We start from the raw sequence: 15694 nt of genomic DNA on the forward strand, positions 1-15694 counted from the left end.
ATAATAGATAAACTAGTAGACTACTCCATAATATGAAAATATGTTATTGATGTGATATCTATCTGACCGGTCTCTTTTTTAAAATTCTATCTACAATTCCTATGTTTTTTTCATAATTTAGTTCTTGTTTCAGACCTTCTTTTTCACTAGTTATTCGCTCTAGTTTATTGTTCAATTCATTTACAACAATATCTTTGAACATTTTCTGTTTTTTCAATCCTTCGTATTCATTAGTAAGTTGTTCTGATTTATTCTTTAATTCATTTATAACTACATCCGTAGATGTTTTTTCGATTTTCATTACTTCTAATTTTTTTATAGAAGTTTGGTGTATTTCAGCTATTATTTTCAATTTCTCTTCAGCTTTTTTCTTTGCATTTGAAATCTTAAAGAAATTATTATCTGATTCCGCTAGAATTCTTAGTTTTTGCTGATATTTTATTTGTAAATCTATTAGTTTTTTTTCTAAATCTTTGTTAATATTTTTTAGAACTAAAATCTCTTCTTGAATATCTAGTTTGTTTTTTTGCATATCAGAATCTAATTTAGTTTCAGGAGCTACTTTATTTAGTTCTGGAAAGTCATCTCTATAGTCATTATCTTTGTATTGAGGTAATAATAAATTTATTTCTGGAGAATTAGTTCCTAGCATATATTTACACTTTATATTACTATGCTTTTTACTTAAAGATAAAAATTTATATAGTAAAATTTCATTGTTTAATTTGGTATACTCTTTATTTGGTTCGCTCCATTGATTTTTATATGAAGAAGTTAGAATGTTTTTGCCTTCAGTCCATATTGCCCAAAGGACTCCACTAATTTCAACTAGTAATAGATTGGTTGGCTTATCGAAACTTTCATGAATTTTATAGCTTTTCATTTTTCCATCAGGTTCAATTAATACATGTTCTATAAAATGCAAAGAGCCCTCTTTAGACAGATTCATTATATTTATTTTATTTAAATATAATAATGTGCAAAAATTAATGCTATTACCGATAATACCATATAATCTTCTTGGAATACTCCAGTTACTGTTTTTGTATTCTGTGAAATTAATTACTATTTCATTTTTTTCATGCTTGATAAATATTATGGATAAACCTCCATTTTCTGAATACTGTACCTGATAATGGCATAAAACTTCTTTTAGAAATGGTATGTTATCTATTGTATTAAATAAACTTTTATTTTTATTTAAGCACAAATGCATTAAAGAACATTGGATTTTCTTTATGCTATTTTTGCCAATGAAAAATATATGAGTTTGTTCACCAATTGTAATAACATTTAATTCAGTCATCTCATAGCCTTCATTTTCAAAACTATAAATGGTTTTTCCAAACCATTTATTTTGTTCCCAAACACAATACTTAAGATCGCTAGCTCCAACACTATATATAATGTAAATTTTGTTATCTATATCAAAATTAACGGTGAAATCAAAAACTTCATTGTCAATTTTGGTTTCTTTAGTCCATTTATCTTCATCATACATAATACTGTACATTAAATCCCTATCATCATTTACATAGAATCTCCATATATGATCTTCACTATCATAAAATAAACATGGACTACATATTCTCATATTACTCATCTCCTTATAGAAATTATATTTTATTCCAAAGTAATATATGACCTAAAAATTAATATTAGAGGCCATATATAAAGTATTTGCATAATATAGTATTAGATAATTTTAAATTAACACTTAGGCACTATTTGTATTACTAAACAAGTATACCAATCACACCTTGTAGATACCTGCATACAATATTATCGAGAACACGCATTAGAGGTGTATCCATTGACATAAAAGGAGGATAATTTATGGCTATTACTCGTGATGAGTTTATTCCAAGACCTGGTGTTGTTAACAGACAAGGACACCTTCCCGATCCAGCTGAGCTGGTTTGCGTTGAAATTCCAAAAGTTTTTGACCAGTGCCTGATTAAAAGATGCTTAGGTTATGATTGCGGACCAGATACGCTAGATACAGATGCTGACTTAAGAAGTGGCATTCTTGATAATCCCAAAACATTCACGGGGTGTAGGGATTTTGAGTTAAAGCTTATTTCAGTAGAGAAAATTCCACTTAATAAAAATCATAGTTATAAAAAAGTAATAATTTGTTTTGTTATTTCATTTTATGCAGATTTTATAAATTGTAATGGAGAGACAAAATGTGAGTTTTATGAAATTAATCGTACAGAAGTTATATCGAAACTATATTGTCCAGATTCAATAGCACAAATATCTGCTAGCTTTGTGTCTGGCTTATCAGAGGATTTTGATTCTGAAATTGTAAAACTTGAATTGGTAGCAGAATGTTTAGATGGAGTTTTCTGTGAAAATGATTGTTGCGAAAGTGTTTTAGATATCACTTTAGGGTTTCATCTTATTGTAAAATGTGAACTAATGGTTCAACTATTAATTCCTGTTTATGGTTATTGCCCAGTCCCTGAGGAATGTGAAGAAGACTTTGAAGAAAACCCTTGCGAAAAATTTGATCGTGCACCAGTTCCAAAATTCTTCCCAGATCAAAATCTTGGACCTTTGTTTGATAATGACTGTGAATGTAATGAAAGTGAATCTGATAAATAAGGTGAATTTACAAATCAAACTTCAGTACAAATGGTAGATGGTACTGAGGCTTGATATTGATTATACAGTTGGTGCTCAACTAAAAATGCAATACTTTCAGCTATAGTAGTACAAACCCAACGTCGTTGCTACTAGTACTGTAATAGATAAAAAGGCTCTATAAAAGGATGCTTTTTTTAATTCATTTAGTACTAAATCTCCATATATAAATTTAAAGTAACATTTAAAAACTATTTATTTTAATTGAAAAATATATTAATCACAACTTATAGGCAACTGCATAATATAATATAGAGAACACGAATTAAACGTGTATCGCTTAACATAAAAGGAGGATAATTTATGGCTATTACTCGTGAAGAGTTTATTGCAAGACCTGGTATTATTAACAAACAAGGGCACCTTCCTGATCCATCAGAACTAGTTTGTGTTGAAGTTCCAAAAGTTTTTGACCAGTGCCTAATTAAAAGATGTTTAGTTTATGCTTGCGGACAAGATACGGTAGATACAGATGAAGAATTAAGAAGTGACGCCCTTGATAACCCAAAAGTATTTACAGGATGCAGGGATTTTCAACTTAAGCTTATATCAGTAGAGAAAATCCCACTAAAGAAAAATCCTAGTTACAAAAAGGTGATTATTTGTTTTAGAATTTCATTTTATGCAGATTTTATAAATTGTAACGGAGAGACTAAATGCGAGTTTTTTGAAATTAATCGTACAGAGGTTATATCAAAACTATATTGCCCAGATTCAATAGCACAAATCTCTGCTAGCTTTATGCCTGGTAAATCCGAGGATCTTGATTCTGAAATTATAAAACTAGAATTGGTGGCAGAATGCTTAGATGGAGTTTTCTGTAAAGCTGACGATTGTCATAGTTTTTTAGATATAACTTTAGGATTCCATCTTATTGTAAAATGTGAACTAATTGTTCAATTATTAATTCCTGCATATGGTTATTGTCCTGTACCTTGTCAATGTGAAGAGGAATGTGAAGAAGATGCTTGTGAAAAATTTGATCGCGCACCAGTTCCAAAATTCTTCCCAGATCAAAAGCTTAGACCTTTATTTGATGATGAATGTGAAGATGATGAGTAAGTAAATTCTAGAAAAATTACGAATAATTAGAACATTTATAGGCCTATCTCATATATTATAGTATGAGAATTCTAAGATATCCGACTTTGTAAACAGTACATTTAGAATTCTTTTACTATATATAACGAATTAAAATTTAGGAGGAATTAATATATGAATTCAATGTCAAAATGTCATTGTCAAGATGAGAAAGAGGATTGCTTTAAAAGAGACAGAGAAAATGAGGGTTGTTGTAAAAGAGACAGAGATAGAGAAAAAGAGGAATGTTGTAAAAGAGACGTAGACAGAGATAGAGAAAGAGAAAATGAAGCTGAAATTTTATTAAAGTGTAAGCCTGGGACCGCAGCATCAGTGGCAGCAGCAACAGATGATGAAGTTACTAAACGACTTGCTACTCTTAGCTTAAATACTGAAAAATTTTGTAATCCATGCTTTAAGTTTGAATTTTCAACCAATATATTTTCTACACTACCAAAAGCAGATGATGAAGGTAATGATAAAAAAATGGCAAGTGTAACTGTTAGATTCCAACTATTTAAGCTTTGTAGACGTGATAGAGTTGCAACCGAAGTTGGACCTGAATGGATATTTGATTTATCAAATCCTTCAGACGATTTCCAATTAATGAAGCATGATATTGTTACTTTTATCGTTTGTGATTGTGATTGTGATTGTGATTGTGATTCTGAATGCTGCACCTATTTTGTACAGTCAACTACTACGGGCACACCTGGTGATGATCATAAGCCAGCAAGCGTCACTTTTAACAATCCAACACTTTCAGTTTTAGTAGCAGAAAACAAACGTCATTGCTGCTAGTACTATAACAGATAAAAAAGGCTCTATAAAAAGGGCCTTTTTTCATGTATATCTTTTAAAGCTTTAATGAGTTTTTCAATATCTTCTAAATTATTAAAATATCCTGGACTTATTCTAACTGTGCCTTTACGATTTGTGCCAAGTATATCATGTATTAGTGGTGCACAGTGAAACCCGGTTCTCACAGCTATTCCTTTTTTATTTAAGAAATATCCCACTTCAGAAACATCAATATTGTCTATAGCCAAAGAAACTACAGCTCCTCTGTTTTTATAATCGCATCCTCCATAAATTTTAACATAAGATAATTTACTTAATTCTTCTACTAAATATTCTACGAGCATTATTTCATGTTTTCTTATATTTTCTATTCCAACTTTTCTAACAAACTTTATACCCTCACATAATCCTGCTATTCCTGGCGTATTTAAGGTTCCACTTTCAAATCTATCAGGTAAAAAGTAAGGCTGTTTCATAGAAAAGGACTCACTTCCAGTTCCTCCTTGAATAAACGAATCAAGCTCTATCTCTTCTCTTATATATAAGCACCCTGTTCCCTGGGGACCATATAATCCCTTATGACCCGGAAAAGCTAATAAATCAATATTGTCGCATGCTACATCTATTGGTATAATACCAGCGCTTTGAGACGCATCAACCATGAATATTATACCTAATCCTTTAGCAAGCTCCCCTATTGATCTTATATCTTGAACTGTTCCTAATACATTGGAAGTATGGTTTATTATTATTGCTCTGGTATTTCTACGTATCTTCTTTTTTAGATTATTAATATTCAAATATCCATTTTCATCTACACCAATAAGAGTAAATGTTATTCCTTTTCCACTTAGATAATTTAATGGTCTAAGAACTGAGTTATGTTCAATTATCGAGCTAATAACATGATCTCCTGGCTTTAAGATTCCTTTTATCCCTATATTCAGCGCCTGGGTAGCATTACATGTAAAAATAATATTTAATAAATTAGGGATGTTGAAAAATTCACTTAGCTCTTGTCTGGTATCCATAATTTTAGATGAAGCCTCGATTGCCATATCATGAGAACCTCTACCGGGATTTGCAGCATAATTTTCCATGCATCTTAAAACTTCGGAATAGACTCCCACTGGCTTTGGAAAACTAGTGGCAGCATTATCAAGATATATCATAAATCCTCCTATTTTGAATATAGCGTTTTATTCTTTATATAGTATAAATATTTTGATATACTTAATAGTATGCTTAATAAATTGTTAATTTTTTTACCTATTTCCTGCGGAGCTGAAGTATTAACGACTTCAGAAGGAGATTTATACTCCCACTTATAGAAGTGGGAGACTTCCTTCTGAAATATCGTTAAAATAATAACACAAAAAATGAGCCTCTAAAAATAAGAGCTCATTTATTTTAACCATTATTAATTTAATTTTAGTATTATCGTATAAATATATTATTGAAACAAGGTCCCATTAATAATATAATCCTATTTATCAAATAAACCACCAGTTTTTTTTGTGCTCCTTGCTGCTTTTTTTGATTTCCCGATTACTTTATCAGCTCTTGAAAGACCACTTTGTTCAGAACTTCTCTTTTTCTTTTCCTCGATAATTTTCTTCATCATTTCAATATTATTATTTGACATAAATTTTTCCTCCTTTGGCATCAAATCAAAGAATGTTAGATACTATAGAATTTATGTTTCAATTTATAATCTCTATATTTTTATTTTCTACACTCAAACTCAACTTGTTGTTTTCCCTACTAATCAGTTTATCTCAATTGTTGTAAAAATTCAATATAATATTGAAAGATAACAGTACTTTTTTATTAAAATGCCATTTAGTCTGTAAAATATTTTTAGATTTTCATATACATAGCAATTAATAAGTAATTCTGTTTAACTTAATTAGTACATTTTTATATCCTGGTTTTATAATTTCATTATCATACAAATTTTCATAGGTTGCTTTATCGATATCAAAGGCTAATGCTTTTGAGAAATTGTTTCCGTAAAGTTTTTTAATAAACATCTCAAAATCTCCTTTTATTAAAATATGATGTATTTCATCACAATGATACCCTTTTGTATCATTATTTAATTTTTCTATAATTCCATATAATTGATAAAGATAACTCATTTCTTTTAAACTGAAAATTTTATCTAAAGCTACAATAGCTTCAGCATATTTAAAGTTCATAGGTATAGGATAAATACTAATTTTATTCCTACCATCAATTTCTTTTAACATTCTTAAACTTTGGAATAAAGTGGTGCATATATCTAATTGTATAATAGCGGCATATTCACTGAGCCTTAAACATTTAGTTTGTTTCTGATGATCTTCATTAGCTTTTTCAATTTTGCTTTCCCTCTCAATTTCAATATTAGTAGAATGTTTATTTATGAACCAACTGAAAACTCCACCTAAAATAGCACCAATTATAATGGAAACAGAGGATATAATTGGATTTATAAGATTAGCAGGTATGAATAGCAAAGATTTTAGCATTCCAATTTCTCCTTTTTAAAAAAGTATTTTCTATAATATAGTTTCCTTACAAATTTATTTTATTCGTCTACAATTCTATACTTTTAGTTTGTATTTTCTAATCATAGAGGAATTAACGAGTTGAAATATATTTTGACAAGACAACGGTAATTAGAGTATTATTTGTATATAAAGTTTACAAAAATAAGATCTTTACTAAAAATTCAAAATATGATTTAAAGTAATTTTAATGAAGGAGACTACAAATTCATGAATATACAAAGTGATAACAGAGGACAAAAAAGAAATAATATACCAATAGGTATTACAGTAGATGTTGTATTAAAAAAAGACCAAAGAACAACTAAACTAACAAGAGGTGTAGTAAAAAGGTTGTTAACCAACTCTGCAGTACACCCAAGAGGTATAAAGGTTATGCTAGAAGATGGACAGGTAGGAAGAGTTCAAGCCATTATATCAAAATAAAAATTAATAGTTTAAAGTCAATTTACTATTGTAGATTGACTTTTGAATTTTTATTTAAAATTCTTCTTGCACTCCTAATCGAAATGATATATAATAATAAAGTTACGTAGTGGAAATAAAACATCTGTAAATACATTGCAAAGTCGGATCATTAAACACTTAGCAAAAGAGAAGACATGAATTTTAAAACTCCAATTCTTAAATTCTTACCCTTTTCACTCTGAAATTTCTTAATGAATCCCTTATTAAAATTTTGTTGAATAACGTACTGATAACGCTTATAACATATCCTAATTTGTTATAGTAGGATTTCAAATCACACTAAAGAAGCAAAGCAATTAATATTTATTTTATGATCTCATAGAATAGCAAGGAGGTGTTTATATGAGAAAAGATGAACTAGTTGAAATTACAGAAGATGTAATTAATGAATGTTTAGAATGTTTAGACTAACAACAAAAAAGCAAATCTGTCACTATTGACGTTCTAGTGTAGGTTTCTTTTTTTTATATAAATATGGTTTATAACTATTAACTTTAAAGTAATATTAAGGAGTATTTTCAAATTCTTAATCTCTAATGAATGTTTTAAAATAAATAATGCTATAAATAGAGGGAATTTCTTTTAAGTAGAGAATATGTGTTAGTAGAGAGAATGTAATTAAAAAGGAGTGTTTATAATGTTAACGATTTCTTTTATTAGTGGTGATACGGAACTATTTGATTTAAAACAATCTGAATGTGATCTGTTTAAAAGTTGGTTTTATAATTTTGAAAACTCCAGGCCTCATGAAGTTAATTCTATGGGTAAAAAATATTTGTTTAATAAAAAAGCAATAGCTTATATTGAGATAGAGCCTTAGGGTTTACTGATATATCAAAGTAGTGAATAATTCTTGATATGAATTGGAATAAAATAGAAAAAACTGCATTTCTATAAGGATGCAGTTTTTTCTATATTAATTATATTTTTTCCAACCTTAGATACTTTTCGCATTATCTAATAAGACGACCTTTAGGTGGCCTTTTTAATGGTTATTTACATAATATATAGGTAGAAAGAGAAGGTACACGTACCTCATTAATACAAGTTTTAATGCCTCTACTTACCCCTGTTTTATTAACTTCATATTCGTTTGCTATAATAGTCCATTCTTTAGTATCTGGTAAAATTATTTTTATTTCTTCTTTATTAGCATTATGAATTATAATTAATTTACTATAATCATCTTTGAATGGGGAAGTTAATTCATAAGCCACGCAGTTACAAGGTGACTCAAGGAATACCAAGGATTTTCTTACATCGCTTGCATTGTCTAGGGTCATAACCTTTTGACTTTTTCTTAAAGCGATTAACCCCTTAATATATTCATAGGTTTCTGAGAAATCAGCTTTTCTACTCCATCGTATTTCATTCACAGCGTCAGCAGAATTATAGCTATTATGATTTCCTTGTTTGGTCCTTAGTATTTCTGTTCCACCTTGAATAAAAGGCACTCCTTGAGATGTAAGGACTATAGATAAAGCCAATCTATTCATTTTTTCTCTTTCCAAAGGAGTATTATTAGAATTGCTTTTTTCAAATTTATCATATAAGCATAAATTATCGTGAGCACTTACATAGTTTATTGTTTCTCCAGGATCTTGCGAGAAATCATATATTTCATTGCTATATTTAATGCCACCAACAATCCCCTTTTTAACTTCTAGCTCGAGGCCTACTCCACCATTTACAAATCCTGATTGGATACCATCATTATCTCCCTTAATTGCATTTCTTAGAGCATCATTATATACAGATACTTGCATACCCTTTTGGCTACCTTTTCTTAGCTGCATAGAAGATGGTAATGATGATGTTCCCCCTGTCCATGGTTCACCATAAATAATAATATTTGGATTAATAATTTTTGCTTGCAATGCTACTTCTTTCATTGTATCAATGTCATGAAGCGCCATTAAATCAAATCTAAACCCATCTATCTTGTATTCTCGGGCCCAGAATTTAACACTATCTACTATAAATTTTCTCATCATTGGTTTTTCTGACGCTGTTTCATTTCCACAGCCTGAACCATTAGTATAGTTTCCTTCGCTATCTGTTCTATAATAATAGCCAGGCACCAAGATGTCCATTGGTGAGTTACCTGTTGTAAAGGTGTGATTATATACAACGTCCATAATTACGCTGATGCCATTTTCATGCAAAGTTTGAACCATGCTCTTAAACTCTCTAATTCGCACAGTACCATCATAGGGATTCGTAGCATAAGAACCCTCTGGAACATTATATAAATAAGGGTCATATCCCCAATTATAGCCACCCTTAGTTTCATCCACACTTTTGAAATCAAAAACAGGCATCAAATGAACATGAGTTATTCCTAAATCTTTAAGGTGATCTAGGCCTGTAACAACACCCGTAGAAGTTTTGGTGCTTTTTTCAGAAAATGCTAAATATTTTCCTTTATTTTTAATTCCGGAATCTTCTGATACTGAAAAATCTCTAACATGAATTTCGTATATTACTGCCTCAGTTCTATTAATTGGTACAGGTTTTTTATGATTTTCCCAATTAGGGGGATTTAAAGAAGGGAAATCAATAATCATACCCCTTTCACCATTGGCACTTGATCCTTTAGTATATATATCTGGTGTTTCCTTTTCCTCGCCACCATTTGATACTAAATAATTATAGTATTTATTTTTAAAATCACCCTTAAGTTTAAACTCCCAAACTCCTTTTTCTTCTTTGGTCATTTCATATTTTTGTCCTAAGTCATCATCGGGAGTTTCATACACTATTACTATAAGTTTTTCAGCAGTAGGTGCCCAAACTTTAAATGTTGTGTAGTCAATAGTATAAACTGCGCCTAAATCATTCCCATAGTATGTGAATTCTTGATTTTCTAATACTTTTATCATCATCAACCTCTCTCCTTAAAAATCCATTAAATCATCACCTGCAGAGCTGTTCATCTTCTTTAAGATGAATTGACGACTCCAGAAGGAGATTTATACTCCCACTGAAGTTTCTTTTTTCTAGGGTAACAAACACCCACATATAAAAGTGAAGGACTTCATTGTAAAATGCTGTTAGACTTTTTATGAAATGGACACGCGTTTGCACAGATATAAAAAAGAGTAAGTGATTCTTACTTTATAATATGTAGTATGAATGAAAAATAATCCTAAAAATCTAGAGTTATTTAGTTGATTCCCTTTCAACTAATTTTGTGTCAATAATATAATTGTCTATAGATCCTTTTTCATTTTCTAATTTGTTTATTAACAGCTTAACTGCAAAATAGCCTAATTCTTCAGAATTAATATCAACTGAAGATAGTGCTGGAGTTCTATAAGCTGAGAGTGGCGTGTTATTAAATCCAACAATTGAAATATGACGCTCTGACATTTCGCTTATAGCTTTGGATGCACCAAAGGCAATTAAATCATCAGTAGTGACAACAGCTGTAGGGGTAGAGCTATTTAAAATTTTTTTCATAGCATTATAACCACTAATTTCTGTAAACTCTCCTAATTGTACCATATTTTCGTCTATTTCCACTCCAATATTTTCTAGCGCTCTCTTGTAACCTTCTAATCTATTTATGGTTACATTAAGCGTAGTCGGACCTCCTATAAATGCAATTTTTCTCTCACCCTTTTGTATAAGAGAATTAACAACACTGTACATGGCGTTAAAGTTATCATTATCAACCCATAAAACCCCTTCGGTACTTTCGGGTTTACCTATTACTACGAAAGGATAATCTGCTTCTTTTAAATAAGCAACACATTTGTCATCCTTCCTTACTGTTGGTAAAATAATCCCATCAACCCTTCTACTATTAATTAAACTTGATATGTATTCAACTTCTTGATCCTCATTGCTGCTGTAAGCATACATAATATAATATCCTTTTTTTTGAGCATAATGACTTATACCTCTCATAACTTGAATGAAAAAAGGATTAACAAATAAATCTTCATCAGTATTAGGTAAAATAAGTCCTATAGTCTTTGTTGTTTTGCTAACCAGGCTTCTAGCTATTGCATTAGGATGATAATTTATTTCCTTCATTGCTTTATAAACCCTATCTTTTGTGGCGTCACTAATTTTAGGATTATCCGCAATTACTCTTGAAACTGTGGATGGCGATACATTTGCTAGCTTAGCTACTTCTTTTATAGTTACAGACATGAAAAATTCACTTCCTAATTTCTAAAAATATTCTATGCTCATTATATTATTAAACATAATATTAATCAAGTTTAGCTTGTATAACTAGCATAATAAACTAACATAACTAAGCTATATGTTAGTTTATTTTTATTAATGTAATACATATAATTTTTTATCCATATGTAGGAAATATTTACAAGACTTAATCATATAATATAGTAATATCTCTTATAAAGAAGATGATAATATGAATGAGGACGGAAATTATTATATCCAATTAAATAGTAGAGTTGAAAAAATGATTAGAAAATCAGAATTTTTAGGTTCGGGTCATAATGGAATAGTTTATTTACTTCCTGACAAAAAAGTAATTAAAATTTTTAAAGATAAGAAAGTTTGTGAGGATGAATATAATATTCTTATAAAAACTAAAAGAAGTAAATACTTCCCTAAAGTTTATGAACATGGAGCCTACTACATTGTACGAGATTATGCAAGTGGAGAGCGGCTAGATAAGTATATCAAGAAGCATGGTCTAAACAAAAAAATATCACTCAACATAATCAAACTTATTCTAGAATTTAAGAAGCTTAAATTTAAAAGACTAGATATTAGGTGTAAAGATTTATACTTAATGGATGATTTTTCGATTAATGTAATCGATCCTAAAAACAATTATTCTAAAAATGTAATTTATCCCAGACATCTAATGAAGGGCCTAAACAACTTAGGTGTAGTTGATGAATTTTTATCAGTGGTTCGTGATGAAAATCCTGAAATCTATGAGTTGTGGAATTTTAAATTCAAACAGTATTTAGAAGAAAATATTAAATAAGTGAACATCAAAATAGTATAGGAGGCTGTAATCCACTAAAGGAGCAGCCTCTTATACTATTGTATTATTATAATACATTTAATTCTCTTAACTCATCTAAAAATTCTTGAAAGTTTATTGCCCTTGAAGGATCTAATATAATTTTTGCGCTTCGAATTAGTTTTTTATCATCCGTCACAAGGATGTAGTCTTTATTCTGCTTGCAAATATCAATTAAACTATAGTCATTTATAGAAATTTTATCTCCATTAACTAAATATATATTTTTATTCTGCTCATATTTAATAAAATCACGACCTACACACTCTTCAGTAAAAGTATGATCATTATTAGTAATAATATGTCCTAATAATTTTAAAAATTTATTAGAGAGTACAAAGTCTTCATTGAATTTTACATACTCTTTCACTGATAATTCTCCAGCTATATCTTCAGATATTTTAAAATTAATATATTTCATATTTTCAATAGTATCAAGCAAGGTAGGATATTTATTCCACATTTTTATAACTATATTAGTATCCAACAAATACTCTTTACAAATCATTGTATTATCTCCTTTTCTAAGTAAGTCTAAATTGAATTTTTAATAAAAAGATATCTGAATCATTAGTTCTATTTATATTATATTCATTAATAATTAAATGGTTAACGACATTTAAGAAGGAAAGTCGTTAACCATTAAATTTCTTGCTTCTTTCAACTTGATAAATATAAATAATGGCATTATAATTTAGATAGTAATATATAATTTTAAAGAATTCTTAAACAAAAATCTTAGTAAATCAAAAATAAATAGGAAGGAGTAGCTGCTTTGCAGCTAATAAATAAAACTATGGAAGTACACGTATTTTTAAAAGGTAATAAAAAAGCTGTTATTTATAAAGGTGACAGAATTGATGTTTTAGATTTTGAAATGAACGGAGTTAAATATAAGCAAATCAGATATTTTAAAAAGGGTTTCAGTAAAAGTGAACTGGTAGAAGAAGAAAGTATAAGTAAAATAGTTAAAACAGAGTTGTAATAAATACCTACATCCACGACGTGGATGTAGGTATTTATTATAACACACTATTTTCTTTTTTTGTTCTTTGCCTTGTTCTTGTTATCTTGTCTGGTTCCATAATTTGGATTGTCGTGATTGCTTAGGGGCTTACTTTTCTTTTTAAAATTTTTATCTAAAGGTTTATCATTACTTTTGATTTTTATATTTTCACCATTGTTCTTGCCCTTTTGTTGTTTTGACTTTATGTTTGAATTACTTAAATGTTCCTTATTTTTTTTACCCCTTGGTTTTACTAAACACTTAGGTTCATAACCAATGAGGTCTTCTCTATTAGCCTCTGTTAAAGCTGATAATACTAAATCGTATTTCATAGGATCTTTATATTGAAGCAATGCCCTTTGCATAGCTTTTTCATTTTTGGTTTTAGGTATATGGACTTCTTCAAGAGTATTTGGATCAAGTCCTGAATAAAACATAGTTGTTGACGGTGTTCCTGGGGTTGGATAAAAATCTTGAACCTGTTCAGGTTGATAATTAATATCTCTAAGGTATTCTGCAAGTTCTATTGCAGAATCAAGTGTAGCCCCTGGGTGACTAGACATTAAATAAGGAATTATGTATTGCTTTTTTCCTATTTTCTCAGTAGCTTTATAAAACTTTTCCATAAATTTATCATAAGTTTTTCCCGCTGGTTTACCCATATATTTTAAAACTTTATGAGAAACATGCTCTGGGGCAACTTTTAGCTGTCCACTGACATGATACTTAATAAGTTCATTGAAAAAGGTATCATTTTTATCTGCCATAATATAATCATAACGCAACCCTGAACGCACAAAAACTTTTTTAACATCTGGCAATGCTCGAAGCGATCGTAGTAAATTTAAATACTCCATATGATCAACATTTAAATTCTTACATGGGCTAGGATGTAAGCATTGCTTATCTATACAAGCTCCTACTTTCAATTGCTTAGCACATGCAGGCTGTCTAAAATTGGCGGTAGGCCCACCTACATCATGAATATATCCTTTAAAATCCTTAAATTTTGTAATTTGTATTGCTTCTTCTATTATTGAATTTTCACTTCTACTTTGTACAATTCTACCTTGATGAAAGGTTATTGCACAGAAAGCACAGCTACCAAAACATCCCCTTGAACTAACTAAACTGAATTTAACCTCCTCTATAGCAGGTATGCCACCTAAATCTTCATAAATAGGATGATAATTTCTTTTATATGGAAGGCCATAAACAGTATCTAATTCCTCTCTAGTAAGAGGCATTTCCGGTTTGTTTTGTACAAGAAACTTATTACTATGCTTTTGAAGTATAGCCCTTCCCCTAATAGGGTCCTGTTCATCATATTGTATTTTAAATGATTTTGCATATTTCTTTTTATCTCTGCATACTTCTTTATAGGAGTCTATTTCAATGTAGTCACATACATTCTCAATATCCTCAATATTATCTACAACATAACATGTGCCAGGTACTTGTGTAATGAATTTTATATCTACACCTTCATTTAATTCTTTTGCAATTTTAACAACTTGTTTTTCTCCCATACCATATATTAATAGATCTGCCCCACTATCGATTAACATAGATTTTCTTACTTTGTCACTCCAATAATCGTAATGTGCAAAACGTCTTAAACTTGCTTCTATTCCTCCAATAACAATAGGAACATTTTTATATGCTTCCCTTACTCTATTGCAATAGACTATTGTTGCTCTGTCAGGCCTTAGACCCATCTTTGCGCCTGGAGAATACATATCTTTTTCTCTTATTTTCTTACTTACTGTATAATGATTAACCATAGAATCCATATTCCCAGAATTAACTAGGAATCCAAGTCTTGGTTTGCCTAATTTTTTAAAGTCTTCTGTATCCTTCCAATCAGGTTGAGCTATTATTCCTACTTTATAGCCTTCACTTTCTAGAACTCTTGAAATAATTGCAGTTCCAAAACTATGATGATCTACATATGCATCACCAGTAACTATAATAAAATCTAACTCAGTCCAACCTCTATCTATAATATCTTTCTTGCTAATGGGTAAATATTTATTATCACTCATTACTTCCACCTTCTTTTGCTTTAATCGTGAATCTCAATATATAATTTAAAATATAATTATATCATTCTTTACGATT

Annotated in this window: 15 protein-coding genes; 7 read left to right on the plus strand and 8 right to left on the minus strand. The window is 29.6% G+C overall.

Annotated elements, in window-relative coordinates; translation table 11 throughout:
• Window positions 1–58: 58 nt before the first annotated feature.
• Complete coding sequence (locus ACWJJ7_RS03025) at window positions 59–1594, minus strand: glycoside hydrolase family protein (protein WP_462963871.1); 1536 nt, start codon at window positions 1592–1594, stop codon at window positions 59–61.
• Between the two features lie 242 nt (window positions 1595–1836).
• Here ACWJJ7_RS03025 and ACWJJ7_RS03030 point away from each other — a divergent pair, with 242 nt between their 5' ends.
• The 3 genes from ACWJJ7_RS03030 to ACWJJ7_RS03040 all read left to right on the plus strand — a co-directional run bounded on the left by ACWJJ7_RS03030 (window position 1837) and on the right by ACWJJ7_RS03040 (window position 4530).
• Window positions 1837–2610, plus strand: a complete 774-nt coding sequence (locus ACWJJ7_RS03030) for a hypothetical protein (RefSeq protein WP_462963872.1) — start codon at window positions 1837–1839, stop codon at window positions 2608–2610.
• Between the two features lie 342 nt (window positions 2611–2952).
• On the plus strand, window positions 2953–3711 hold the full coding sequence (locus tag ACWJJ7_RS03035) for a hypothetical protein (RefSeq protein WP_462963873.1): 759 nt from the start codon (window positions 2953–2955) through the stop codon (window positions 3709–3711).
• Window positions 3712–3864: 153 nt separating this feature from the next.
• Window positions 3865–4530 carry a DUF4489 domain-containing protein gene (locus ACWJJ7_RS03040; RefSeq protein WP_462963874.1) on the plus strand — a complete coding sequence of 222 codons (666 nt, stop codon included), beginning with the start codon at window positions 3865–3867 and terminating at the stop codon, window positions 4528–4530.
• A gap of 23 nt (window positions 4531–4553) precedes the next feature.
• Here the strand turns inward: ACWJJ7_RS03040 and ACWJJ7_RS03045 are convergent, their stop codons facing one another.
• The 3 genes from ACWJJ7_RS03045 to ACWJJ7_RS03055 form a co-directional block, all read right to left on the minus strand.
• Window positions 4554–5702, minus strand: a complete 1149-nt coding sequence (locus ACWJJ7_RS03045) for an aminotransferase class V-fold PLP-dependent enzyme (RefSeq protein WP_462963875.1) — start codon at window positions 5700–5702, stop codon at window positions 4554–4556.
• A 314-nt stretch (window positions 5703–6016) separates the two neighbouring features.
• Window positions 6017–6175, minus strand: coding sequence for a hypothetical protein (locus ACWJJ7_RS03050; protein ID WP_462963876.1), 159 nt, complete (start codon window positions 6173–6175; stop codon window positions 6017–6019).
• 238 nt (window positions 6176–6413) lie between these two features.
• Complete coding sequence (locus ACWJJ7_RS03055) at window positions 6414–7043, minus strand: hypothetical protein (RefSeq protein ID WP_462963877.1); 630 nt, start codon at window positions 7041–7043, stop codon at window positions 6414–6416.
• A 249-nt stretch (window positions 7044–7292) separates the two neighbouring features.
• Here ACWJJ7_RS03055 and ACWJJ7_RS03060 point away from each other — a divergent pair, with 249 nt between their 5' ends.
• A complete protein-coding gene (locus ACWJJ7_RS03060; RefSeq protein WP_462963878.1) occupies window positions 7293–7508 on the plus strand; it encodes a YwbE family protein in 216 nt (71 codons plus the stop codon).
• A 679-nt stretch (window positions 7509–8187) separates the two neighbouring features.
• On the plus strand, window positions 8188–8370 hold the full coding sequence (locus ACWJJ7_RS03065; protein WP_165412806.1) for a hypothetical protein: 183 nt from the start codon (window positions 8188–8190) through the stop codon (window positions 8368–8370).
• A 172-nt stretch (window positions 8371–8542) separates the two neighbouring features.
• Here ACWJJ7_RS03065 and pulA read toward each other — a convergent pair whose 3' ends face one another.
• Together pulA and ACWJJ7_RS03075 are read right to left on the minus strand one after the other, a co-directional pair.
• Window positions 8543–10435 carry a type I pullulanase gene (gene pulA, locus ACWJJ7_RS03070; RefSeq protein ID WP_462963879.1) on the minus strand — a complete coding sequence of 631 codons (1893 nt, stop codon included), beginning with the start codon at window positions 10433–10435 and terminating at the stop codon, window positions 8543–8545.
• A 277-nt stretch (window positions 10436–10712) separates the two neighbouring features.
• Window positions 10713–11711, minus strand: coding sequence for a LacI family DNA-binding transcriptional regulator (locus ACWJJ7_RS03075; protein ID WP_462963880.1), 999 nt, complete (start codon window positions 11709–11711; stop codon window positions 10713–10715).
• A gap of 229 nt (window positions 11712–11940) precedes the next feature.
• Between ACWJJ7_RS03075 and ACWJJ7_RS03080 the strand changes: the two genes are divergently transcribed.
• Window positions 11941–12528, plus strand: coding sequence for a protein kinase (locus ACWJJ7_RS03080; RefSeq protein ID WP_462963881.1), 588 nt, complete (start codon window positions 11941–11943; stop codon window positions 12526–12528).
• 67 nt (window positions 12529–12595) lie between these two features.
• Here ACWJJ7_RS03080 and ACWJJ7_RS03085 read toward each other — a convergent pair whose 3' ends face one another.
• Window positions 12596–13075 (minus strand): PIN domain-containing protein, encoded by a 480-nt coding sequence (locus ACWJJ7_RS03085; RefSeq protein ID WP_462963882.1) that lies wholly within the window; start codon window positions 13073–13075, stop codon window positions 12596–12598.
• Between the two features lie 288 nt (window positions 13076–13363).
• Here ACWJJ7_RS03085 and ACWJJ7_RS03090 point away from each other — a divergent pair, with 288 nt between their 5' ends.
• Entirely contained in the window at window positions 13364–13552 is a 189-nt protein-coding gene (locus ACWJJ7_RS03090; protein WP_462963883.1) for a hypothetical protein, read from the plus strand.
• 47 nt (window positions 13553–13599) lie between these two features.
• Here ACWJJ7_RS03090 and ACWJJ7_RS03095 read toward each other — a convergent pair whose 3' ends face one another.
• A complete protein-coding gene (locus tag ACWJJ7_RS03095; protein WP_462963884.1) occupies window positions 13600–15618 on the minus strand; it encodes a YgiQ family radical SAM protein in 2019 nt (672 codons plus the stop codon).
• Window positions 15619–15694: the final 76 nt, after the last annotated feature.

Source organism: Clostridium sp. CM042, from assembly GCF_055080995.1.